The sequence below is a fragment of the Ramlibacter sp. GCM10027632 genome (assembly GCF_042675325.1).
In the GTDB taxonomy this organism is placed as follows: domain Bacteria; phylum Pseudomonadota; class Gammaproteobacteria; order Burkholderiales; family Burkholderiaceae_C; genus Ramlibacter.
In genome coordinates, this window is sequence record NZ_JBHTGW010000001.1 from 41,493 (window position 1) to 63,058 (window position 21,566).

20 protein-coding genes and 1 tRNA gene are annotated in these 21,566 nt (G+C 68.8%); 4 read left to right on the plus strand and 17 right to left on the minus strand.

Going from position 1 to position 21,566, the window contains the following annotated elements; all coding sequences use genetic code 11:
• Positions 1 to 5 precede the first annotated feature (5 nt).
• The 10 genes from ACFQZY_RS00170 to uvrB all read right to left on the minus strand — a co-directional run bounded on the left by ACFQZY_RS00170 (position 6) and on the right by uvrB (position 8,472).
• Positions 6 to 80: transfer RNA gene (locus tag ACFQZY_RS00170), tRNA-Val, on the minus strand.
• Between the two features lie 68 nt (positions 81 to 148).
• Positions 149 to 877 carry a DNA polymerase III subunit epsilon gene (dnaQ, locus tag ACFQZY_RS00175; RefSeq protein ID WP_377411212.1) on the minus strand — a complete coding sequence of 243 codons (729 nt, stop codon included), beginning with the start codon at positions 875 to 877 and terminating at the stop codon, positions 149 to 151.
• 19 nt (positions 878 to 896) lie between these two features.
• Positions 897 to 1,235 carry an ISC system 2Fe-2S type ferredoxin gene (fdx, locus tag ACFQZY_RS00180; RefSeq protein ID WP_377411215.1) on the minus strand — a complete coding sequence of 113 codons (339 nt, stop codon included), beginning with the start codon at positions 1,233 to 1,235 and terminating at the stop codon, positions 897 to 899.
• Complete coding sequence (gene hscA / locus ACFQZY_RS00185) at positions 1,235 to 3,094, minus strand: Fe-S protein assembly chaperone HscA (protein WP_377411218.1); 1,860 nt, start codon at positions 3,092 to 3,094, stop codon at positions 1,235 to 1,237. Before hscA ends, fdx begins: the two co-directional genes overlap by 1 nt.
• A gap of 42 nt (positions 3,095 to 3,136) precedes the next feature.
• A complete protein-coding gene (gene hscB, locus ACFQZY_RS00190) occupies positions 3,137 to 3,655 on the minus strand; it encodes a Fe-S protein assembly co-chaperone HscB (RefSeq protein WP_377411222.1) in 519 nt (172 codons plus the stop codon).
• Positions 3,652 to 3,975, minus strand: coding sequence for an iron-sulfur cluster assembly protein IscA (gene iscA, locus ACFQZY_RS00195; protein WP_377412587.1), 324 nt, complete (start codon positions 3,973 to 3,975; stop codon positions 3,652 to 3,654). The genes hscB and iscA overlap by 4 nt, the downstream gene beginning before the upstream one ends.
• Before the next feature lie 20 nt (positions 3,976 to 3,995).
• A complete protein-coding gene (gene iscU / locus ACFQZY_RS00200; protein ID WP_377411224.1) occupies positions 3,996 to 4,382 on the minus strand; it encodes a Fe-S cluster assembly scaffold IscU in 387 nt (128 codons plus the stop codon).
• 36 nt (positions 4,383 to 4,418) lie between these two features.
• A complete protein-coding gene (locus tag ACFQZY_RS00205) occupies positions 4,419 to 5,633 on the minus strand; it encodes an IscS subfamily cysteine desulfurase (protein ID WP_377411227.1) in 1,215 nt (404 codons plus the stop codon).
• Positions 5,634 to 5,656: 23 nt separating this feature from the next.
• Positions 5,657 to 6,193: a Fe-S cluster assembly transcriptional regulator IscR gene (iscR, locus tag ACFQZY_RS00210; RefSeq protein WP_377411230.1), complete on the minus strand. Its 537-nt coding sequence runs from the start codon at positions 6,191 to 6,193 to the stop codon at positions 5,657 to 5,659.
• A 182-nt stretch (positions 6,194 to 6,375) separates the two neighbouring features.
• The gene (uvrB, locus tag ACFQZY_RS00215) at positions 6,376 to 8,472 is read right to left on the minus strand and encodes an excinuclease ABC subunit UvrB (RefSeq protein ID WP_377411233.1); all 2,097 of its coding nucleotides are present in this window, start codon (positions 8,470 to 8,472) and stop codon (positions 6,376 to 6,378) included.
• A gap of 121 nt (positions 8,473 to 8,593) precedes the next feature.
• Here uvrB and ACFQZY_RS00220 point away from each other — a divergent pair, with 121 nt between their 5' ends.
• The 4 genes from ACFQZY_RS00220 to ACFQZY_RS00235 all read left to right on the plus strand — a co-directional run bounded on the left by ACFQZY_RS00220 (position 8,594) and on the right by ACFQZY_RS00235 (position 13,173).
• The gene (locus ACFQZY_RS00220) at positions 8,594 to 9,790 is read left to right on the plus strand and encodes an amino acid aminotransferase (RefSeq protein ID WP_377411235.1); all 1,197 of its coding nucleotides are present in this window, start codon (positions 8,594 to 8,596) and stop codon (positions 9,788 to 9,790) included.
• A gap of 186 nt (positions 9,791 to 9,976) precedes the next feature.
• Positions 9,977 to 11,293, plus strand: coding sequence for a polyhydroxyalkanoate depolymerase (locus tag ACFQZY_RS00225; protein WP_377411238.1), 1,317 nt, complete (start codon positions 9,977 to 9,979; stop codon positions 11,291 to 11,293).
• On the plus strand, positions 11,290 to 11,943 hold the full coding sequence (gene rsxB / locus ACFQZY_RS00230; protein ID WP_377411241.1) for an electron transport complex subunit RsxB: 654 nt from the start codon (positions 11,290 to 11,292) through the stop codon (positions 11,941 to 11,943). The genes ACFQZY_RS00225 and rsxB overlap by 4 nt, the downstream gene beginning before the upstream one ends.
• A gap of 93 nt (positions 11,944 to 12,036) precedes the next feature.
• Positions 12,037 to 13,173 carry a two-component system response regulator gene (locus ACFQZY_RS00235; protein WP_377411244.1) on the plus strand — a complete coding sequence of 379 codons (1,137 nt, stop codon included), beginning with the start codon at positions 12,037 to 12,039 and terminating at the stop codon, positions 13,171 to 13,173.
• Between the two features lie 42 nt (positions 13,174 to 13,215).
• Here the strand turns inward: ACFQZY_RS00235 and ACFQZY_RS00240 are convergent, their stop codons facing one another.
• From ACFQZY_RS00240 to scpA, 7 genes are all read right to left on the minus strand, one after another.
• Positions 13,216 to 13,878: a molybdopterin-dependent oxidoreductase gene (locus ACFQZY_RS00240; protein WP_377411246.1), complete on the minus strand. Its 663-nt coding sequence runs from the start codon at positions 13,876 to 13,878 to the stop codon at positions 13,216 to 13,218.
• A gap of 39 nt (positions 13,879 to 13,917) precedes the next feature.
• Positions 13,918 to 14,403 carry a VOC family protein gene (locus tag ACFQZY_RS00245; protein WP_377411249.1) on the minus strand — a complete coding sequence of 162 codons (486 nt, stop codon included), beginning with the start codon at positions 14,401 to 14,403 and terminating at the stop codon, positions 13,918 to 13,920.
• Positions 14,400 to 14,681, minus strand: a complete 282-nt coding sequence (locus ACFQZY_RS00250; protein WP_377411251.1) for a cupin domain-containing protein — start codon at positions 14,679 to 14,681, stop codon at positions 14,400 to 14,402. Before ACFQZY_RS00250 ends, ACFQZY_RS00245 begins: the two co-directional genes overlap by 4 nt.
• Positions 14,682 to 14,688: 7 nt before the next feature.
• Complete coding sequence (locus ACFQZY_RS00255) at positions 14,689 to 16,737, minus strand: acetyl-CoA carboxylase biotin carboxylase subunit (RefSeq protein ID WP_377411254.1); 2,049 nt, start codon at positions 16,735 to 16,737, stop codon at positions 14,689 to 14,691.
• A 20-nt stretch (positions 16,738 to 16,757) separates the two neighbouring features.
• Positions 16,758 to 18,176 carry an acyl-CoA carboxylase subunit beta gene (locus ACFQZY_RS00260; RefSeq protein ID WP_377412589.1) on the minus strand — a complete coding sequence of 473 codons (1,419 nt, stop codon included), beginning with the start codon at positions 18,174 to 18,176 and terminating at the stop codon, positions 16,758 to 16,760.
• A 146-nt stretch (positions 18,177 to 18,322) separates the two neighbouring features.
• The gene (meaB, locus tag ACFQZY_RS00265; RefSeq protein ID WP_377411257.1) at positions 18,323 to 19,336 is read right to left on the minus strand and encodes a methylmalonyl Co-A mutase-associated GTPase MeaB; all 1,014 of its coding nucleotides are present in this window, start codon (positions 19,334 to 19,336) and stop codon (positions 18,323 to 18,325) included.
• A gap of 5 nt (positions 19,337 to 19,341) precedes the next feature.
• Entirely contained in the window at positions 19,342 to 21,495 is a 2,154-nt protein-coding gene (gene scpA, locus ACFQZY_RS00270) for a methylmalonyl-CoA mutase (RefSeq protein WP_377411260.1), read from the minus strand.
• Positions 21,496 to 21,566: the final 71 nt, after the last annotated feature.

Here is a 21,566-nt window from a genome sequence, read left to right on the forward strand (position 1 = left end):
ACTGATGGTGGGTGGTGAGGGTTTCGAACCCCCGACCCCCGCCGTGTGAAGGCGATGCTCTACCACTGAGCTAACCACCCCATCGGCTTGGAAGCGACTTCTAAGCTTCCGAACAACTCAATTATTTGTGTTCCTCGGAAGCCCTCAATTATGCCACAGTTTCCGGCGGCTTCTCAACTTCGAAGCTTCGCCACAACGTTTTTCCGCCGCTGGCCTTGTCCAGCTGCTTGAGGACCTCGGCATGGGCCGCGACCTCCTGCTCGTTGGCGGCGATCACGGGCAGCACGAAGCCGCTCAGGTCGATGGCCACCGCCGCATGCGCGGAGGATTCGGCCGGGCCGGCGTCGATCAGGAGCGCGTCCTGGCCGCGGGTCAGGTTGATGTAGACGTCCGCGAGCAGCTCGGCGTCCAGCAGCGCGCCGTGCAGCGTGCGGCCCGAGTTGTCCACGCCGAGCCGGTCACACAGCGCGTCGAGGCTGTTGCGCTTGCCGGGGAACTGCTCCTTCGCCAGGGCCAGCGAGTCCACCACGCTGGCGACGAAGGTCTTGAAGCCGGGGCGCCCCACCAGCTCCAGCTCCTTGTTCATGAAGCCGACGTCGAAGGGCGCGTTGTGGATGATGATCTCGGCGCCGGCGAGGTAGTCCATCAGCTCGTCGACGATCTCGGCGAACTTGGGCTTGTCCCGCAGGAACTCGTTGCTGATGCCGTGGACCTTGAGCGCGTCCTCGTGGCTGTCACGCTCCGGGTTGATGTAGAAGTGCTTGTTGTTGCCGGTGAGCTTGCGCGCCACCAGCTCCACGCAGCCGATCTCGATGATGCGGTCGCCGTTCTCGGCGGACAGGCCGGTGGTTTCGGTGTCGAGGATGATCTGGCGCATGCCGGGATCCTATCCAGTCTCAGTGGTTCTCTTTGGCGTGGTTGATGGAGTACTTGGGAATCTCCACCACCAGGTCCTTGTGGTCGACGATGGCCTGGCAGGACAGGCGCGAGTTCGGCTCCAGGCCCCAGGCGCGGTCGAGCAGGTCTTCCTCGGCCTCCTCCAGCTCGTTGAGGCTGCTGAAGCCCTCGCGCACCACCACGTGGCAGGTGGTGCAGGCGCAGCTCATGTCGCAGGCGTGCTCGATGCGGATGTCGTTGTCCAGGAGCGCCTCGCAGATGCTGGTGCCGGCGGGCGCAGTGATCTGGGCGCCCTGGGGGCAGTACTCGGGGTGCGGCAGGATCTTGATCGTGGGCATCAGAGGGTCTCCACGTTCCGGCCGGCCAGGGCCTGCTGGATGCTGTGGTTCATGCGTTCGGCGGCGAAGCCCTCGGTGGCCTTGGCCAGCGCCTCGCTGGCGGCCTCGACCGGGGCGGCCTCGGTGGCTTCGCGCGCGGCCTTCTCGAGGGCGGTGATGGCGTCTTCGATGCGCGCGCGCTCCTCCGTGGAGAGCAGCGCGCCGTCGGCGGCCAGAGCGCTGCGCGTGGCCAGCACCAGGCGGTCGGCATCGACCCGGGCCTCGACCAGCGCGCGGGCGCGGATGTCCTGTTCGGCGGTGGAGAAGCTCTCCTGCAGCATCTTCGCGATCTGCTCGTCGGACAGGCCGTAGGACGGCTTGACGTCGATCTTCGCCTCGACGCCGCTGCCCTGCTCCTTCGCGGAGACGGACAGCAGGCCGTCGGCGTCGACGGTGAAGGTCACGCGGATGCGCGCGGCGCCGGCCGCCATCGGCGGGATGCCGCGCAACACGAAGCGCGCGAGGCTGCGGCAGTCCTGTACCAGGTCGCGCTCGCCCTGCACCACGTGCAGCGCCATCGCGGTCTGGCCGTCCTGGTAGGTGGTGAAGTCCTGCGCCTTGGCGGTGGGGATGGTCTCGTTGCGGTGGACGATGCGCTCCACCAGCCCGCCCATGGTCTCGATGCCCAGGGACAGCGGGATCACGTCCAGCAGCAGCAGGTCGCCCGTGGCGTCGTTGCCGGCGAGCTGGTTGGCCTGCAGGGCCGCGCCCAGGGCCACGACCTCGTCGGGGTTCAGGTTGGTCAGGGGCTCGCGGCCGAAGAACTCGCCCACCGCGCGCTGCACCTGCGGCATGCGGGTGGAGCCGCCCACCATGACCACGCCCTGGACCTCGTCCTTCGACAGCCTGGCATCACGCAGCGCCTTGCGCACCGCCGACAGCGTGCGGCCGGTGAGGTCGTGCGTGGCGGCCTCGAACTGGTCGCGCGTCACGGTGAAGGCCACCTCGCGCCCGCCCAGGGTGGCGGTGACGGTGGCCGTGGCGGCGTCGGACAGGGCCTCCTTGGCGGCGCGGGCGGCGACCTTGATGGCGGCCTTGTCCTCGGCGGAGGCGGCCTGCGCGCCGGCGCCGGCGAGCATGACCTCGGCCAGGGCGCGGTCGTAGTCGTCGCCGCCCAGGGCGGAGTCGCCGCCGGTGGCGATGACCTCGAACACGCCGCGCGCCAGGCGCAGGATGGAGATGTCGAAGGTGCCGCCGCCCAGGTCGTAGACGGCGTAAACGCCCTCGCTGCCGTTGTCCAGGCCATAGGCGATGGCGGCGGCGGTGGGCTCGTTGATCAGGCGCAGCACGTTCAGGCCGGCCAGCTGCGCGGCGTCCTTGGTGGCCTGGCGCTGGGCGTCATCGAAGTAGGCGGGGACGGTGATGACCGCGCCGTACAGGTCGTCGTTGAAGGTGTCCTCGGCGCGGTAACGCAGCGTGGCCAGGATCTCGGCGCTGACCTCCACCGGGCTCTTGGCGCCGGCGCGGGTCTCCAGCGACACCATGCCGGGCTGGTCGACGAATCGGTACGGCAGCTTCTCGCGGCCGGCGATGTCCTTCAGCCCGCGGCCCATGAAGCGCTTGACCGAGGCGATGGTGTTCTCGGGGTCCAGGGCCTGGGCGGCCTGGGCGTCGAAACCGATCTGGCGGCCGCCGCCCTCGAGGTAGCGCACCACCGAGGGCAGGATCACGCGGCCCTCGCCATCGGGCAGGCACTCGGCCACGCCATGGCGCACGGAAGCCACCAGCGAATGGGTGGTGCCCAGGTCGATGCCCACGGCGATGCGGCGGGCGTGCGGGTCGGGCGCCTGGCCCGGTTCGGAAATCTGCAGCAGGGCCATCAGGCAGCCCTCCCCTGCGCGGGATTGGAAAACGGCATCCCGCTATTGTCCCAGTTGATCGAAGCGCGCCTCGACGTCATGGGCAAATCGCTCGATGAACATCAGCGCCCTGACCTGCTGCGCCGCGCCGGCGGCATCGCCGGCTTCGTCGAGCAGGCGCTCGATGTCGCGCAGCACCTCGCTGCGCGAGCCGGCGAGCTGGTCGGACAGCGTGTCCAGGTCGGCCTCGGTCTCGGCCTCCTCCAGCGCCTCGCGCCAGGCCATCTGCTCCATGAGGAAGCGGGCCGGCATGGCGGTGTTGCTCTCGGCGTTGATCGGCGCGCCGCGCTGCTCGCACAGGTAGGCGGCGCGATGCAGCGGGTTCTTCAGGCGCTGGTAGGCCTCGTTGATGCGCACCGACCACTGCATGGCCACGCGCTGGGCCGCCGCACCCTGGGCCGCGAAACGGTCGGGATGGGCCTCGCGCTGGAGCTCCTTCCAGCGCGCGTCGATCGCCGCGCGGTCCTGGTGGAATCGCGGCGGCAGGCCGAACAGGGTGAAGTCGTCGTCGGCGAGGTTCACACGCGGAAGGATTCGCCGCAGCCGCAGCGGTCCCGCTCATTGGGGTTGTTGAACTTGAACCCCTCGTTCAGGCCTTCGCGCACGAAGTCCAGCTGCGTGCCGTCGATGTAGGCCAGGCTCTTGGGGTCCACCATCAGCTTGACGCCGTTGCTCTCGAAGACGATGTCCTCGGGGGCGACCTCGTCCACGTACTCGAGCTTGTAGGCCAGGCCCGAGCAGCCCGTGGTCTTGACGCCCAGGCGCACGCCCACGCCCTTGCCCCGCTTGCTCAGGTAGCGGTTGATGTGGCGCGCGGCGGCGTCCGTCAGCGTGACGGCCATCGGAGTGGCGGCGGCGGTGTTCAATTCGCGTGCTTCTTCTTGTAGTCGTCGACGGCCGCCTTGATCGCGTCCTCGGCGAGGATGGAGCAGTGGATCTTCACCGGCGGCAGGGCCAGTTCCTCGGCGATCTGGCTGTTCTTCAGCGCGGCGGCCTCGTCCAGCGTCTTGCCCTTGACCCACTCGGTCACGAGCGAGCTGGAGGCGATGGCGGAGCCGCAGCCGTAGGTCTTGAAGCGCGCGTCCTCGATGACGCCGGTGGCCGGGTTCACCTTGATCTGCAGCTTCATCACGTCGCCGCAGGCGGGCGCACCGACCATGCCGGTGCCCACCGACTCGTCGCCCTTGTCGAAGGAGCCGACGTTGCGGGGGTTCTCGTAGTGGTCAACGACCTTTTCAGAGTAAGCCATGGTGTGTTCCTCTCTCGCGTTCTTCTCGGGTCAGGGTCAGTGGGCCGACCACTGGATGGTGCTCAGGTCCACGCCGTCCTGGTACATCTCCCAGAGGGGGCTGAGCTCACGCAGCTTGGCCACGTTCTTCTTGATGGTGTCGATCGCGTAGTCCACCTCTTCCTCGGTGGTGAAGCGGCCGATCGTCATGCGCAGGCTGCTGTGGGCCAGCTCGTCGCTGCGGCCCAGGGCACGCAGCACGTAGCTCGGCTCCAGCGAAGCCGAGGTGCAGGCCGAGCCGGACGACACCGCCAGGCCCTTGATGCCCATGATCAGCGACTCGCCCTCGACGAAGTTGAAGCTCATGTTCAGGTTCTGCGGGACGCGGTGCTCCAGGTGGCCGTTGACGAACACCTGCTCGATGTCCTTCAGGCCGTCGAGCATGCGCTGGTGCAGGGCGCGGGCCTTGGCGTTGTCCTGGGCCATCTCCAGCTTGGCCAGGCGGAAGGCCTCGCCCATGCCCACGCACTGGTGCGTGGGCAGCGTGCCCGAGCGCATGCCGCGCTCGTGGCCGCCGCCGTGCATCTGGGCTTCCAGGCGCACGCGCGGCTTGCGGCGCACGTACAGCGCGCCGATGCCCTTGGGGCCGTAGGTCTTGTGCGAGGCCAGGCTCATGAGGTCCACCGGCAGCGTGGCCAGGTCGATCGCCACCTTGCCGGTGGCCTGGGCGGCGTCCACGTGGAAAAGGATGCCCTTCTCGCGGCAGATCGCGCCCAGCGCGGGGATGTCCTGGATGACGCCGATCTCGTTGTTCACGAACATCACGCTGGCCAGGATGGTGTCGGGGCGCAGGGCGGCCTTGAACTTCTCCAGGTCCAGCATGCCGTCTTCCTGCACGTCGAGGTAGGTCACCTCGAAGCCCTGGCGCTCCAGCTCGCGCATGCAGTCCAGGACCGCCTTGTGCTCGGTCTTGACGGTGATCAGGTGCTTGCCGCGCGACTGGTAGAAGTGCGCCGCGCCCTTGATGGCGAGGTTGTTCGACTCGGTGGCGCCGGAGGTCCAGACGATCTCGCGCGGGTCCGCGCCGATCAGGTCGGCCACGTGGCCGCGCGCCTTCTCGACCGCCTCTTCCGCCTCCCAGCCCCAGGCGTGGCTGCGGGACGCCGGGTTGCCGAAGTGCTCGCGCAGCCAGGGGATCATCGCGTCCACCACGCGGGGGTCGACCGGCGTCGTCGCGCCGTAGTCCATGTAGATCGGGAAATGCGGGGTCATGCTCGAATGGAATGCAAAAAGGATCAGCTCTTGGCCAGGGCGCTGCCCAGGGCGAACACGGAATTGGGGGCGTTGACGCGGATCGGCTTGACCACCGGCGTGCTGGAGATCGCACGCTTGACGGCCGGCTTGTCCTCGATCTGGATGCCCTTGGCGAGCTGCTCGTCGACCAGCTTCTGCAGGGTCACCGAGTCGAGGAACTCGACCATGCGCTGGTTCAGCGCGGCCCACAGCTCATGGGTCATGCAGCGCCCGCCGTCGCCGGTGCAGTTCTCCTTGCCGCCGCACTGGGTGGCGTCCAGCGGCTCGTCGACGGAGACGATGATGTCGGCCACGGTGATCTCGGCCGCCTTGCGGCCGAGCGTGTAGCCGCCGCCCGGGCCCCGGGTGGACTCGACCAGCTCATGGCGGCGAAGCTTGCCGAACAGCTGCTCCAGGTACGACAGCGAGATCTGCTGGCGCTGGCTGATGGCCGCCAGGGTGACGGGACCATTGTTCTGGCGCAGCGCCAGGTCGATCATCGCGGTGACCGCAAAGCGGCCTTTGGTGGTGAGACGCATCGCAAGCTCCTTGCTGAGGTGCCAAGCCGGTTCCAGCCGCCGGGCGGCGGCTGCCGCCCGCCTGGGGGGATTCAAATCCCCTTTTCCTGACTAGGCCGGTCAAGTATACCCTAAAACCGACATAGCTTGTCGGGTACTCCCGCCCCGCCCCGCCCCGCCCCCGCCCCGCCGCGGGCCGCAGGTCAGCGCTGGCCGGCCTGGATCGGCACCACGTTGTCGTGGCCGGGGCCGCCGAAGGCCTGCTCGCGCAGCAGGGCCAGCTGGTCGCGCACCCGGGCCGCCTTCTCGAACTCCAGGTTCTTGGCGTGCTCGAGCATGAGCTTCTCCAGCCGCTTGATTTCCTTGGCGATGTCCTTCTCGGACAGGTCCTGCGCCTGGGCCCGCGCCAGCTCCTGGGCCTGGGCCTCCTTGCCGGACTTCTCGCTGTAGACCCCGTCGATGAGGTCGCGCACCTGCTTGACGATGCTGCGCGGCGTGATGCCGTGGGCCTCGTTGAAGGCGACCTGCTTGGCGCGCCGGCGCTCGGTCTCGCCGATGGCCTTGCGCATGGACTCGGTGATGCGGTCGGCGTAGAGGATGGCCTTGCCGTTGAGGTTGCGCGCCGCCCGGCCGATGGTCTGGATCAGCGAACGCTCGGCCCGCAGGAAGCCTTCCTTGTCCGCGTCCAGGATGGCCACCAGCGAGACCTCGGGGATGTCCAGGCCCTCGCGCAGCAGGTTGATGCCCACCAGCACGTCGAAGGCGCCCAGGCGCAGGTCGCGAAGGATCTCGACCCGCTCCACCGTGTCGATGTCGCTGTGCATGTAGCGGACCTTGACGCCGTTGTCGCTGAGGTAGTCGGTGAGCTGCTCGGCCATCCGCTTGGTCAGGGTGGTGATCAGGACGCGCTCGCCCAGGTCGGTGCGGATGCGGATCTCCTGCAGCACGTCGTCGACCTGGTGGGTGGCCGGGCGCACCTCGACCAGCGGGTCCACCAGGCCGGTGGGCCGCACCACCTGCTCGACCACCTTGCTGGCGTGCTGCTTCTCGTAGTCGGCCGGCGTGGCCGAGACGAAGACCACCTGGCGCATGCGGGCCTCGAACTCCTCGAACTTCAGCGGCCGGTTGTCCAGCGCCGAGGGCAGGCGGAAGCCGTACTCCACCAGGGTGGTCTTGCGGGCGCGGTCGCCGTTGTACATGGCCGAGAGCTGGCCGATCATCTGGTGGCTCTCGTCCAGGAACATCACGCTGTCCTTGGGCATGTAGTCCACCATGGTAGGCGGCGGCGAGCCCGGGGGCGAACCCGAGAGGTGGCGGGTGTAGTTCTCGATGCCCTTGCAGTGGCCCAGCTCGGAGAGCATCTCCAGGTCGAAGCGGGTGCGCTGCTCCAGCCGCTGCGCCTCCACCAGCTTGCCCATGCCCACCAGCTCCTTCAGGCGCTGGTCCAGCTCCAGCTTGATCGACTCCACCGCCGCCAGCACCTTCTCGCGCGGCGTCACGTAGTGGCTGGAGGGGTAGATGGTGAAGCGCGGCACCTTCTGCCGGATCCGGCCGGTGAGCGGGTCAAACAGCTGCAGCGACTCCAGCTCGTCGTCGAACAGCTCCAGGCGCACCGCCAGTTCGCTGTGTTCGGCGGGGAACACGTCGATCGTGTCGCCGCGCACGCGGAAGGTGCCGCGGCCGAACTCGTGGTCGTTGCGCTTGTACTGCATGCGAATCAGCTTGGCGATCGCGTCGCGCTGGCCGAGCTTGTCGCCGGCGCGCAGGATGAAGCGCATCTTCGTGTAGTCCTCCGGCGCGCCGATGCCGTAGATGGCGCTCACCGTGGCCACGATCACCGTGTCGCGCCGCTCCAGCACGCTCTTGGTGGCGGACAGCCGCATCTGCTCGATGTGCTCGTTGATCGAGCTGTCCTTCTCGATGAACAGGTCCCGCTGCGGCACGTAGGCCTCGGGCTGGTAGTAGTCGTAGTAGGAGACGAAGTACTCGACCGCGTTCTTCGGGAAGAACTCGCGGAATTCGCTGTACAGCTGCGCCGCCAGGGTCTTGTTCGGCGCGAACACGATGGCCGGCCGCCCCAGGCGGGCGATGACGTTGGCCATGGTGTAGGTCTTGCCGGAGCCGGTCACCCCCAGCAGGGTCTGGAACACCTCGCCGTCCTCCACCCCCTCGACCAGCTGGGCGATGGCGGCGGGCTGGTCGCCCGCGGGCGGGTACGGCTGGAACAGCTCGAAGGGCGAGCCGGGGAAGGTGACGAATTCCCCCTTGGGGGACGGGACGGCTTCAGGGGCGTCGGACATGAGGCAGGCAGTGACCACGGATGCGACCGCTTAAAATCGCGGCCAGCCGGACAGGGTACCTCAAGCCCGAAGACCCTGGCTCCCCTCCCCTCACGTACGACACACCACACGAAGGACGTCCATGTCTCTGTTTACCGCCGTCGAAATGGCGCCGCGCGACCCCATCCTGGGCCTCAACGAGCAGTTCAACGCCGACACCAACCCCAACAAGGTCAACCTGGGCGTGGGCGTCTACTACGACGACAACGGCAAGCTGCCGCTGCTGGAGTGCGTGCTGAAGGCCGAGAAGCAGATGATGGACGCGCCCAAGCCGCGCGGCTACCTGCCCATCGACGGCATCGCCGCCTATGACCAGGCGGTGAAGAACCTGGTGTTCGGCGCGACCAGCGAGCCGGTCACCGCCGCCCGCGTGGCCACCGTGCAGGCCCTGGGCGGCACCGGCGGCCTGAAGATCGGCGCCGACTTCCTCAAGCGCCTGAACCCCTCGGCCAAGGTGCTGATCTCCGACCCGAGCTGGGAGAACCACCGCGCCCTGTTCACCCAGGCCGGCTTCACCGTCGAGACCTACCCCTACTACGACGCCGCCAAGCGCGGCATCAACTTCGAGGGCATGCTGGCCGCGCTGAAGGCCGCCCCGAAGGGCACCGTGGTCGTGCTGCACGCCTGCTGCCACAACCCCACCGGCTACGACATCTCCGCCGCCCAGTGGGACCAGGTGGTCGCCGCCTGCCAGGAAGCCGGCCTGGTGCCCTTCCTGGACATGGCCTACCAGGGCTTCGGCTACGGCATCGCCGAGGACGGCGCCGTGATCGGCAAGTTCGTCGCCTCCGGCCTGGACTTCCTGGTCTCCACCTCGTTCTCCAAGAGCTTCAGCCTGTACGGCGAGCGCGTGGGCGGCCTGTCCGTGCTGTGCTCGACGAAGGAAGAAGCCGACCGCGTGCTGTCGCAGCTGAAGATCATGATCCGCACCAACTACTCCAACCCGCCGATCCACGGCGGCACGGTGGTGGCCACGGTCCTCAACACCCCCGAGCTGCGCGCCCTGTGGGAGAAGGAACTGGGCGACATGCGGGCCCGCATCAAGCAGATGCGCGTGGCCCTGGTCGAGAAGCTCAAGGCCGCCGGCGTGAAGCAGGACATGAGCTTCATCACCGACCAGATCGGCATGTTCAGCTACTCCGGCCTGAGCAAGGACCAGATGGTGCGCCTGCGCAACGAGTTCAGCGTCTACGGCACCGACACCGGCCGCATGTGCGTGGCCGCCCTGAACAGCAAGAACATCGACTACGTCTGCCAGTCGATTGCCAAGGTTCTCTGAGGCCCCCACTACTTCCGTAGTACATGCCGCGAAAAGGCCGCCCCCGGGCGGCCTTTTTCATGGGCCGCACGGGCTGTGACGAAGTACCGTTCGGGTGATTCCTCACTGGCCAATGCGGCTCAGTAAGCTGGAAACAATCGGTTGCGACCGATAATCCTCCGAGCTCCAGAAACGGGACCCAGACTCATGCTCTACCAGATCTTCGAAGCCCAGCGCTCGCTGATGGAACCCTTCGCGGACTTCGCCCAGGCCGCTGCCAAGCTGTACAGCAACCCCCTGCTGCCGATGGCGCAGAGCCCGATCTCCCAGCGCGTGTCGGCCGGCTACGAGCTGATGTACCGCCTGTGCAAGGACTACGAGAAGCCCGAGTTCGGCATCAAGACGGTCAAGGTCGAGGGCGCCGACGTGGTGATCCACGAGGCCGTGGTGGTGGACAAGCCCTTCTGCGAGCTGCGCCGCTTCAAGCGCTTTACCGACGACCCCAAGCGCCTGGCCCTGATGAAGCAGCAGCCCGCCGTGCTGATCGTCGCGCCGCTGTCGGGCCACTACGCCACGCTGCTGCGCGACACGGTCAAGACCATGCTGCGCGACCACAAGGTCTTCATCACCGACTGGAAGAACGCCCGCATGGTGCCGCTCGAAGACGGCGCCTTCCACCTGGACGACTACGTCAACTACGTGCAGGAGTTCATCCGCTACGTGCAGGGCCAGTACGGCAACTGCCATGTGGTCTCGGTCTGCCAGCCCACCGTGCCGGTGCTGGCCGCGATCTCGCTGATGGCCTCGCGCGGCGAAACCACGCCGCTGTCGATGACCATGATGGGCGGCCCCATCGACGCCCGCAAGTCGCCGACCGCGGTGAACAACCTGGCGATGAACAAGAGCTACGAGTGGTTCGAGAACAACGTGATCTACCGCGTGCCGCAGAGCTTCCCCGGCGCCGGCCGCCGCGTCTACCCGGGCTTCCTGCAGCACACCGGCTTCGTGGCGATGAACCCCGACCGCCACCTCTCCAGCCACTACGACTACTTCAAGCACCTGATCGTCGGTGACGAGGCCAGCGCCGAGGCGCACCGCAAGTTCTACGACGAGTACAACGCCGTGCTCGACATGGACGCCGACTACTACCTGGAGACCATCCGCACGGTGTTCCAGGAGTTCAAGCTGGTCAACGGCACCTGGGACGTGCTCAGCCCCGAGGGCAAGCTCGAGCGCGTGCGCCCCGAGGACATCACCACCACCGCCCACCTCACCGTCGAGGGTGAGCTGGACGACATCTCCGGCTCCGGCCAGACCGAGGCGGCCCACGGCCTGTGCTTCAACGTGCCCAAGGCGCGCCAGAAGCACATCGAGGTGCCGGGCGCGGGCCACTACGGCATCTTCAGCGGCCGCCGCTGGCGCGAGACGGTGTACCCGGAGGTGCGTGACTTCATCCTCCGGCACAACGAGCCGGTGAAGGCCTCGCGAGGCGGCCGCCGGGCGGCATCCGTCGCCGTCGCGTGACGCCGCTCGCCCAGCGCATCCACGACGCCTTGCCGCAGACGCAGTGCACGCGCTGCGGCTACCCCGACTGCGCCCGCTACGCCCAGGCCGTGGCCGATGGCGAGGCCGGCATCAACCAGTGCCCGCCGGGCGGCCTGCAGGGCGTCGAGCGGCTGGCGGCCCTCACCGGCCGCCCCGCCCTGCCCCTGGACCCGGCCTGCGGCATCGAGGGCCCGCGCACCCTGGCGGTGATCGACGAGGCCTGGTGCATCGGCTGCACGCTGTGCCTGAAGGCCTGCCCCACCGACGCCATCCTGGGCAGCAACAAGCACATGCACACGGTGATCGAGCCCTGGTGCACCGGCTGCGAGCTGTGCATCCCGGTCTGCCCGGTGGACTGCATCTCGCTGGAGAACCTGACGGGCGAGCGCACTGGCTGGGACGCCTGGACCCCCGCCGAGGCCGCCACCGCCCGCGAGCGCTACAGCCTGCGCCAGGCGCGGCTGGCCCGCGAGGCGCAGGAACACGCCCAGCGCCTGGAGGACAAGGCCCGCGCCAAGCTGGCCGACCTGCCGGCCCTCACCCACGGCGCCGAGGGCGAGGAAGCGGCCCGCAAGCGGGCGGTGATCGAGGCCGCCCTGGCCCGGGCCCGCGCGCGGCGCGGCGCCTGAGGCGCGGGCCGGCGGGGCCGGCTCATCCGCAACTGGTATCCTGGGTCATCCGAGACAGGCCCGCCCCAAGCGGGTGGCAGGACGCCCAGAACGATGGAATCGCAACTCCCGACGCCCGACGCACGGCCGACCCTCCTGGTCGTGGACGACGACCCCACCAACCTGTCCCTCCTCACGCGGCTGCTCGAACCCCACTATGACGTGCGGTGCGCGGACAACGGGCCGCTCGCCCTGGACCTGGCCCTGCAGGCGCCGCTGCCCGACCTGATCCTGCTCGACATCATGATGCCCGGCATGGACGGCCACGAGCTCATGGCCGCCCTCAAGTCGGACCCGCGCACCCACGGCATCCCGGTCATCTTCCTCACCGCGATGGGCTCCCGGCATGAGGAGGAGGCCGGCCTGCTGCGCGGCGCGGTCGACTACGTGACCAAGCCCTCCCACCCCTCGGTGCTGCTGGCGCGCGTGCGCACGCATGTGGAGCTGAAGCAGGCCCGCGACCAGCTGGCCCGGCACAACGCCAGCCTCGAGGCCGAGGTCGCGAGGCGCATGGAGGAGAACGAGCGGATCCAGGACCTCGGCATCCACGCCCTGGCGCGGCTGGCCGAGATCCGCGACCCCGAGACCGGCCGGCACCTGCAGCGCACCGCCCTGTACGTGAGGACCCTGGCGACGCTGCTGCGGGAGCATCCGCGGTACGCGCACCGGCTGACGGGGCGGATGGTGGGCCTGCTGGCCCGCTCCGCGCCGCTGCACGACATCGGCAAGGTCGGCATCCCCGACAGCATCCTGCGCAAGCCCGGCCGCTTCGACGAGGAGGAGTGGGCCGTGATGAAGACCCACGCCGAGCTGGGCGCGCAGGCGATCGAGCGGGCCGAGCAGGATACCGAGCACCCGGTCGAGTTCCTCGCCATCGCCAAGTCGATCGCGCGCTGGCACCACGAGAACTGGGACGGCACCGGCTACCCCGACGGGCTGTCCGGCGACGACATCCCGCTGGCCGCACAGCTGATGCGGATTGCGGACGCCTTCGACGCCCTGGTCACGCGGCGGGTCTACAAGGAGGCGCGCGACCCCCAGGCGGTGCGCGCCCAGATGGCCGTGGGCCGCGGCACGCAGTTCTCGCCCGACCTGTTCGACGTCTTCGACGCGAATTTCGAGAAGTTCGAAGCCATCGCCCGCCGGCACCAGGACCGGCCGCCGAGCCAGCCGGTGCCCGAGGCCGCCTGAGCCCGGGCCGCCGAGGACACCGCCTGGGCGGCGCGGCGCCGCTCAGGCCACCACGTCGATGAAGTACAGGCCCCAGGGGCAGGCGGCGTAGCGCTCGTTGAGCGGCTTGTCACGCAGGTCGGGCTGCGAGTCGGCCTCGTACACCGCCCACAGCGGGCCCAGCCCGCCCAGGGCCAGCGGCTTGCCGTCGAGGTGGGTGGCCAGGATCATGCCGCGCGCCCGCGCCTCGGCCACCGGCAGGCTCGGCGAGTAGCCGTCCACCGCGCGCATCACCAGCCGCAGGCCGGCGTTCACGTCCACCTTGGCCATGCCCAGGGCGAGCGCCAGCTGCGGGCCGCTCAGTTCGTGGACGCGGCCGTCGTACTCGAGGGTGGTGCGGATCGTGGTGGCGGGCAGGCGCAGCAGGTCGGCGAGCGACAGGGTCCAGGCCTTGTCGAAGCGCACGCCGTGCTTGTGCATCAGCTGGTCCAGCGCGTCGTCGGAGGGGCCGCGGTTGCTGCGCCCGACCTGGCCGGCGAGGGTGAGGATGGCGGGCTGGCCCGCCGACTTCGGGGCCGCCGCGGGCTCGGCGGCCTGGCCGGAGGCAGCGGCCCGGGCGCCCTTGCGGTCGCCGGGCTTGGCCGCGGCGCGGCGCTTGTTGGCCGCGAGGGCGGGCAGGGAGGCGGCGGCCGCGCCGGCCGCCAGGAGGAACTTGCGCTTGTCCATCCGCGCAAGTATCGCTCAGGCCCTGCAGCCGCCCGGGCCTCAGGCGGGCCGGGCCGCCAGCGCCGCGAAGGCCTTGACCACCTCGGGCGGGGCCTGCACCAGCTCGATCAGCACGCCCTCGCCGCCGATGGGGAACTCCTCGTTGCCCTTGGGGTGCAGGAAGGTGATGTCGTAGCCCGCCGCGCCGGGGCGGATGCCGCCGGGGGCGAAGCGCACGCCCTGCGCGGTGAGCCACTCCACGGCCCTGGGCAGGTCGTCGATCCACAGGCCCACGTGGTTCAGGGGCGTGGCGTGGACCGCGGGCTTCTTCTCCGGGTCCAGCGGCTGCATCAGGTCGACCTCGACCTTGAACGGGCCGCTGCCGATGGCGCAGATGTCCTCGTCGACGTTCTCGCGCTCGCTGCGGAAGGTGCCGGTGACCTCCAGGCCGAACATGTCGACCCAGAGTCTGGACAGGCGCTCCTTGCTGGGGCCGCCGATGGCGATCTGCTGGATGCCCAGCACCTGGAAGGGACGTTGGCTCATGGTGTCGTTGCCTGCTTGCGTGCGGAGAGGTAGCGGGCGCCCTGCGGCCCGGCCCACTCGCGGTGGACCGTGCCCGTCGCCAGGCGGAAGGTGTCGCCCGGGGCGTAGCGGGTGGCCCGGCCGGCCACCTCGATGGTGAACTCGCCCTCGAGCACGAGGGCGAAGGCCCCGAAGGGATGACTGTGGTCACCCAGCGAATGGGTGCTGCCGTACTCGACGAGCACCGGCTCGGCCAGGCCTTCCGCGCGGGCGGCGGCCAGGAAGTCGTCGCGGGTCACGCGGGCCTCACTGGAACTCGAGGATCGGCTGGTCGACGGCCAGCGACTCGCCCTTGGCGGCGAGCAGCTTGCCGACCACGCCGTCGGCGGCGGCGAACAGCACGTTCTCCATCTTCATGGCCTCGATCACCGCCAGGCGCTCGCCGGCCTGCACCTTCTGCCCCGGCTGCACCGCGATGTCGACCAGCAGGCCCGGCATCGGCGAGAGCAGGAAGCGGCTCATGTCCGGCGGCGCCTTGTAGGGCATCAGGGCATGCAGCTCGGCGGTGCGCGGCGTGAACACCATGGCCTCGACACGGGTGCCGTTGTGGCTGATGGCGATGGCCAGCGGGTTGCGTGCCGGGTTGCGCTCCACCTGGGCGGTGAAGGCCTTGCCGTTGACGGTGCCGCGGATGCGGGCGCCGCCGAGGTGCCAGTTGCTGGCGATCTCGTAGCGGTGGCCGCCGACCTCGACGGTGCAGGCGCCGGACGCCAGGTCGAAGCCCGACACCGAGGCCGCATGGCGCTGGTGGTTGCCCTCGGCGCCGATCTGGACGACGACGAACTCGCTGCCCACCTTGAACTCGTGCCCCTGCAGCTGGCCGGTGATGCCGGACGAGCGCTCCAGCGAGCGGCGGTTCACGTAGGCGGCCAGGGCCAGCAGGAAGGCCGGCTCCTCGTGCGAGACGTCCTCGGCGCGGAAGCCCTTGGCGTAGTGCTCGGCGATGAAGCCGGTGTTGAACTCGCCGGTCTGGAACTTCGGGTGCGCCAGCAGCGCGGCCTGGAACGGCACGTTGCTGGAGATGCCGCGGATCACGAAGCCGTTGAGGGCTTCACGGGCCTTGGCGATCGCCTCGGCGCGGTCCTTGCCGTGCACGATCAGCTTGGCGATCATCGAGTCGTAGTACATCGGGATCTCGCCGCCCTCGGCCACGCCGGTGTCGACTCGCACGCCGTAGCGGTTCCCGGTGTCCGAGGCCCACATGCTCTCCGGCGGCGGCTGGAAGCGCACCAGGCGGCCGGTGGAGGGCAGGAAGTTGCGGAACGGGTCCTCGGCGTTGATGCGGCACTCGATGGCCCAGCCCTCGCGCTTGACGTCGGCCTGCGTGATCGGCAGCTTCTCGCCGGCGGCCACGCGGATCATCAGCTCCACCAGGTCCAGGCCGGTGATGCACTCGGTCACCGGGTGCTCCACCTGCAGGCGGGTGTTCATCTCCAGGAAGTAGAAGTCCTGGTCCTTGCCCACCACGAATTCCACCGTGCCGGCGCTCTGGTACTTCACCGCCTTGGCCAGGGCCACGGCCTGCTCGCCCATGGCCTTGCGGGTGGCGTCGGAGATGAAGGGCGACGGCGCCTCCTCGATCACCTTCTGGTGGCGGCGCTGGATCGAGCACTCGCGCTCGTTCAGGTAGACCACGTTGCCGTGCGCGTCGCCCAGCACCTGGATCTCGATGTGGCGCGGCTCCTGCACGTACTTCTCGATGAAGACGCGGTCGTCGCCGAAGCTGTTGCGGGCCTCGTTGCGGCAGGAGGTGAAGCCTTCCAGCGCCTCCTTGTCGTTGAAGGCCACGCGCAGGCCCTTGCCGCCGCCGCCGGCGGAGGCCTTGATCATCACCGGGTAGCCGATGTCGCGGGCGATCTCCACCGCGCGCTCGGCGGACTCGATGGCGTCGTTCCAGCCGGGGATGGTGCTGACCTTGGCTTCCTGGGCCAGCTTCTTGGAGGCGATCTTGTCGCCCATGGCGGCGATCGAGTAGTGCTTGGGGCCGATGAAGGCGATGCCCTCCTCCTCCACGCGTCGGGCGAAGTCCTCGTTCTCGGAGAGGAAGCCGTAGCCCGGGTGCACGGCCTGCGCGCCGGTCTGCTTGCAGGCGGCGATGATGCGGTCGGCCTGCAGGTAGCTCTCGCGGCTGGGAGCGGCGCCGATGTGGACGGCCTCGTCGGCCAGGCGCACGTGGCGGGCGTCGCGGTCGGCGTCGGAGTAGACGGCCACCGTCTTGATGCCCATCTTCTTGGCGGTCTTGATGACGCGGCAGGCGATTTCGCCGCGGTTGGCGATCAGGATCTTGTCGAACATGTTCTTCTCTCCTCGCGGCCTCACAGGGGGATGTTGCCGTGCTTGCGCCACGGGTTCTCGAGCTTCTTGTCACGCAGCATCACCAGCGAGCGGCAGATGCGCTTGCGGGTCTCGTGCGGCAGGATCACGTCGTCGATGAAGCCGCGTGCGCCGGCCACGAACGGGTTGGCGAAGCGGGCCTTGTACTCGGCCTCGCGGGCGGCGAGCTTGGCCGGGTCGCCCTTGTCCTCGCGGAAGATGATCTCCACCGCGCCCTTGGCGCCCATCACCGCGATCTCGGCGTTCGGCCAGGCGAAGTTGACGTCGCCGCGCAGGTGCTTGGAGGCCATCACGTCGTAGGCGCCGCCGTAGGCCTTGCGGGTGATCACGGTGATCTTCGGCACGGTGGCCTCGGCGTAGGCGTACAGCAGCTTGGCGCCGTGCTTGATGATGCCGCCGTACTCCTGGCTGGTGCCGGGCATGAAACCGGGCACGTCGACGAAGGTCACCACCGGGATGTTGAAGGCGTCGCAGAAGCGCACGAAGCGCGCGGCCTTGATCGAGCTCTTGATGTCCAGGCAGCCGGCCAGCACCAGCGGCTGGTTGGCCACGATGCCCACGGTCTGGCCCTCCATGCGGGCGAAGCCGATGAGGATGTTCTTGGCGTAGTCGGGCTGCAGCTCGAAGAAGTCGCCGTCGTCCACCGTCTTGGCGATCAGCTCCTTCATGTCGTAGGGCTTGTTCGGGTTGTCCGGCACCAGGGTGTCCAGCGAGGCGTCCATGCGGTCCGCCGGGTCGTTGCTCGGGCGGATCGGGGCCTTCTCGCGGTTGTTCAGGGGCAGGTAGTTGTACAGGCGGCGCAGCATCAGCAGCGCCTCCACGTCGTTCTCGAAGGCCAGGTCGGCCACGCCGCTCTTGGTGGTGTGGGTCAGCGCGCCGCCCAGCTCCTCGGCGGTCACCTCCTCGTGCGTCACCGTCTTCACCACCTCGGGGCCGGTCACGAACATGTAGGAGCTGTCCTTGACCATGAAGATGAAGTCGGTCATGGCCGGCGAGTACACCGCGCCGCCGGCGCTGGGCCCCATGATCATGGAGATCTGCGGCACCACGCCCGAGGCCAGCACGTTCTTCTGGAACACGTCGGCATAGCCGCCCAGCGAGGCCACGCCCTCCTGGATGCGCGCGCCGCCCGAGTCGTTCAGGCCGATCACCGGGGCGCCCACCTTCATCGCCTGGTCCATCACCTTGCAGATCTTCTCGGCATGGGCCTCGGACAGCGCGCCGCCGAAGACGGTGAAGTCCTGGCTGAAGACGAACACCAGGCGGCCGTTGATCATGCCGTAGCCGGTGACCACGCCGTCGCCCGGGATCTTGTTGTCCGCCATGCCGAAGTCGGTGCAGCGGTGCTCGACGAACATGTCCCATTCCTCGAAGGTGCCTTCGTCGAGCAGCAGCTCGATGCGCTCGCGCGCGGTGAGCTTGCCCTTCTTGTGCTGGGCTTCGATGCGCTTGAGGCCACCGCCGAGGCGGGCGGCTTCGCGCTTTTTCTCCAGTTGGTCGAGGATGTCTTGCATGGCGTCTCTCTGGGTTGGGATTCGGGGAAGGGTCAGGGTTGCAGGCGGGCCTGCAGCAGTTGGCGGGCAGCCGCCGAGGCCGGCACGCGGCCGGCCTCCACGTCAGCGGTCACCTGGGGCAGCAGCGCCTTCACGGCGGCATGCTGGCGGAACTCGTTCTTCAGGCCGGCCTCGATGCGCTCCCACATCCAGGCCAGGGCCTGGTGGCGTCGGCGCGCGGCCAGCGAGCCGTCGGCGGCGGACAACTCGCGGTAGCGGGTGATGGCGCTCCAGAAGGCGTCGATGCCCAGCGCCTTGAGCGCGCTGATCTGCATCACCTGGGGCTGCCAGTGGGCCTGCGCGGGGTCCACGCCGTGGGGATGGCCGTGGCCATGCTGCGTGAAGAGCCGCAGCGCGCTGGTGATCTGCGCCTGGGCGCGGGTGGCGGCGTCGGGGTCGATGTCGGCCTTGTTGATCACGACCAGGTCGGCCAGCTCCATCACGCCCTTCTTGATCGCCTGCAGGTCGTCGCCGGCATTGGGCAGCTGCAGCAGCACGAACATGTCGGTCATGTTGGCCACGGCCGTCTCGCTCTGGCCCACGCCCACGGTCTCGACGATCACGATGTCGTAGCCCGCGGCCTCGCACACCAGCATGGCCTCGCGGGTCTTCTCGGCCACGCCGCCCAGCGTGCCGCTGGAGGGGCTGGGACGGATGTAGGCCTGGGGGTGCACCGAGAGCTGCTCCATCCGGGTCTTGTCGCCCAGGATGGAGCCGCCCGAGACGCTGCTCGAAGGATCCACCGCCAGCACCGCGACCCGGTGGCCGCGCGCGATCAGCGCCAGGCCCAGGGTCTCGATGAAAGTGCTCTTGCCCACGCCCGGCACGCCGGAGATGCCGAGTCGGAAGGACCTTCCGGTGTGGGGCAGCAGCGCGGTGAGGAGCTCGTCGGCCTGGGTACGGTGGTCGGCCCGGGTCGACTCCAGCAGGGTGATGGCCTTGGCGATGGCGCGGCGCTGCCGCACGGCCTCGCCGTTCAACACCCCCTCGACCAGCGCCAGCGTCATCGGCTTCAGCCCTGCGCCTTGCGGATCTGCTCCAGCACGTCCTTCGCGCTGGCCGGGATCGGGGTGCCGGGGCCGTAGATGCCCTTGACGCCCGCCTCGTACAGGAACTCGTAGTCCTGCTTGGGGATCACGCCGCCGACGAAGACGATGATGTCGTCCGCGCCCTGCTTCTTCAGCTCGGCGATGATCGCCGGCACCAGGGTCTTGTGGCCGGCGGCCAGGGTGGACACGCCCACCGCGTGCACGTCGTTCTCGATCGCCTGGCGGGCGCATTCCTCGGGGGTCTGGAACAGCGGGCCCATGTCGACGTCGAAGCCGAGGTCGGCGTAGGCGGTGGCCACCACCTTGGCGCCGCGGTCGTGGCCGTCCTGGCCCAGCTTGGCGATCATCACGCGCGGGCGGCGGCCCTGCTGCTCGGCGAACTCGGCGATTTCGGCCTTGAGCTTGTCCCAGCCCTCGGCGGAGTCATAGGCGGCTGCATACACACCGGTCACCTTCTGCGTGTCGGCGCGGTGGCGCCCGAAGACCTTCTCCAGCGCGTCGGACACCTCGCCGACGGTGGCGCGCAGGCGGATCGCCTCGACGCTGGCAGCCAGCAGGTTGCCCTGGCCGCTCTCGGCGATGGCGGTCAGCTTCGACAGCGCCTGTTCCACCTTCGCGGTGTCTCGGCTGGCCTTGATGGCCTGGAGGCGGGCGATCTGCTGCTCGCGCACCTTGACGTTGTCGACCTCGAGGATCTCGATCGGGTCCTCCTTGGCCAGCTTGTACTTGTTGACGCCGACGATGACGTCCTTGCCCGAGTCGATGCGCGCCTGCTTCTCCGCGGCGGCGGCCTCGATCTTCAGCTTGGCCCAGCCCGAGTCCACCGCGCGGGTCATGCCGCCCATGGCCTCGACCTCCTCGATGATCTCCCAGGCGGCGTCGGCCATCTGCTGCGTCAGCGTCTCCATCATGTAGCTGCCGGCCCAGGGGTCCACCACGTTGGTGATGTGGGTCTCCTCCTGGATGATCAGCTGCGTGTTGCGCGCGATGCGGGCGGAGAACTCGGTGGGCAGGGCGATGGCCTCGTCGAACGAGTTGGTGTGCAGCGACTGGGTGCCGCCGAACACCGCGGCCATGGCCTCGATGGTGGTGCGCACCACGTTGTTGTACGGGTCCTGCTCGGTGAGCGACCAGCCCGAGGTCTGCGAGTGCGTGCGCAGCATCAGGCTCTTGGGGTTCCTGGCGTTGAAGCCGGTCATGATGCGGCACCACAGCAGGCGGGCCGCGCGCATCTTGGCGATCTCCAGGTAGAAGTTCATGCCCACCGCCCAGAAGAAGGACAGCCGGCCCGCGAAATCGTCCACGTCCAGGCCCTTGGCCAGCGCGGTCTTCACGTACTCCTTGCCGTCGGCCAAGGTGAACGCGAGTTCCAGGGCCTGGTTGGCCCCCGCCTCCTGCATGTGGTAGCCGGAGATCGAGATCGAGTTGAACTTCGGCATGTTCTTGGCCGTGTACTCGATGATGTCGCCGATGATCTTCATCGACGGCTCCGGCGGGTAGATGTAGGTGTTGCGGACCATGAACTCCTTGAGGATGTCGTTCTGGATGGTCCCCGAGAGCTTGTCCTGCGGCACGCCCTGCTCCTCGGCCGCCACGATGTAGCCGGCCAGCACCGGCAGCACCGCGCCGTTCATCGTCATTGAGACCGACACCTTGTCCAGCGGGATGCCGTCGAAAAGCACCTTCATGTCCTCGACGCTGTCGATGGCCACGCCGGCCTTGCCGACGTCGCCGGTCACGCGCGGGTGGTCGCTGTCGTAGCCGCGGTGGGTGGCCAGGTCGAACGCCACCGAGACGCCCTGCCCGCCGGCGGCCAGGGCCTTGCGGTAGAAGGCGTTGGACTCCTCGGCGGTGGAGAAGCCGGCGTACTGGCGGATGGTCCAGGGACGCACCGCGTACATGGTGGCCTGCGGGCCGCGGATGAAGGGCGCGAAGCCGGGCAGCGTATCGGCGTGCGGCAGGTCCTTCGTGTCGGCCGCGGTGTACAGCGGCTTGACGGAAATGCCGTCGGGCGTGACCCAGTTCAGGGCATTCACGTCGCCGCCGGGCGCGGACTTGGCGGCGGCCTTGGCCCAGGCGTCGAGGCCGGGATTCTGGAATTCAGGTGCTTGGCTCATCGGGTTGGCTTCCCACGGGTGGTTCCGGACACAGCCTTGGAGTTTACAAGATTATTCATAATTATGAATGA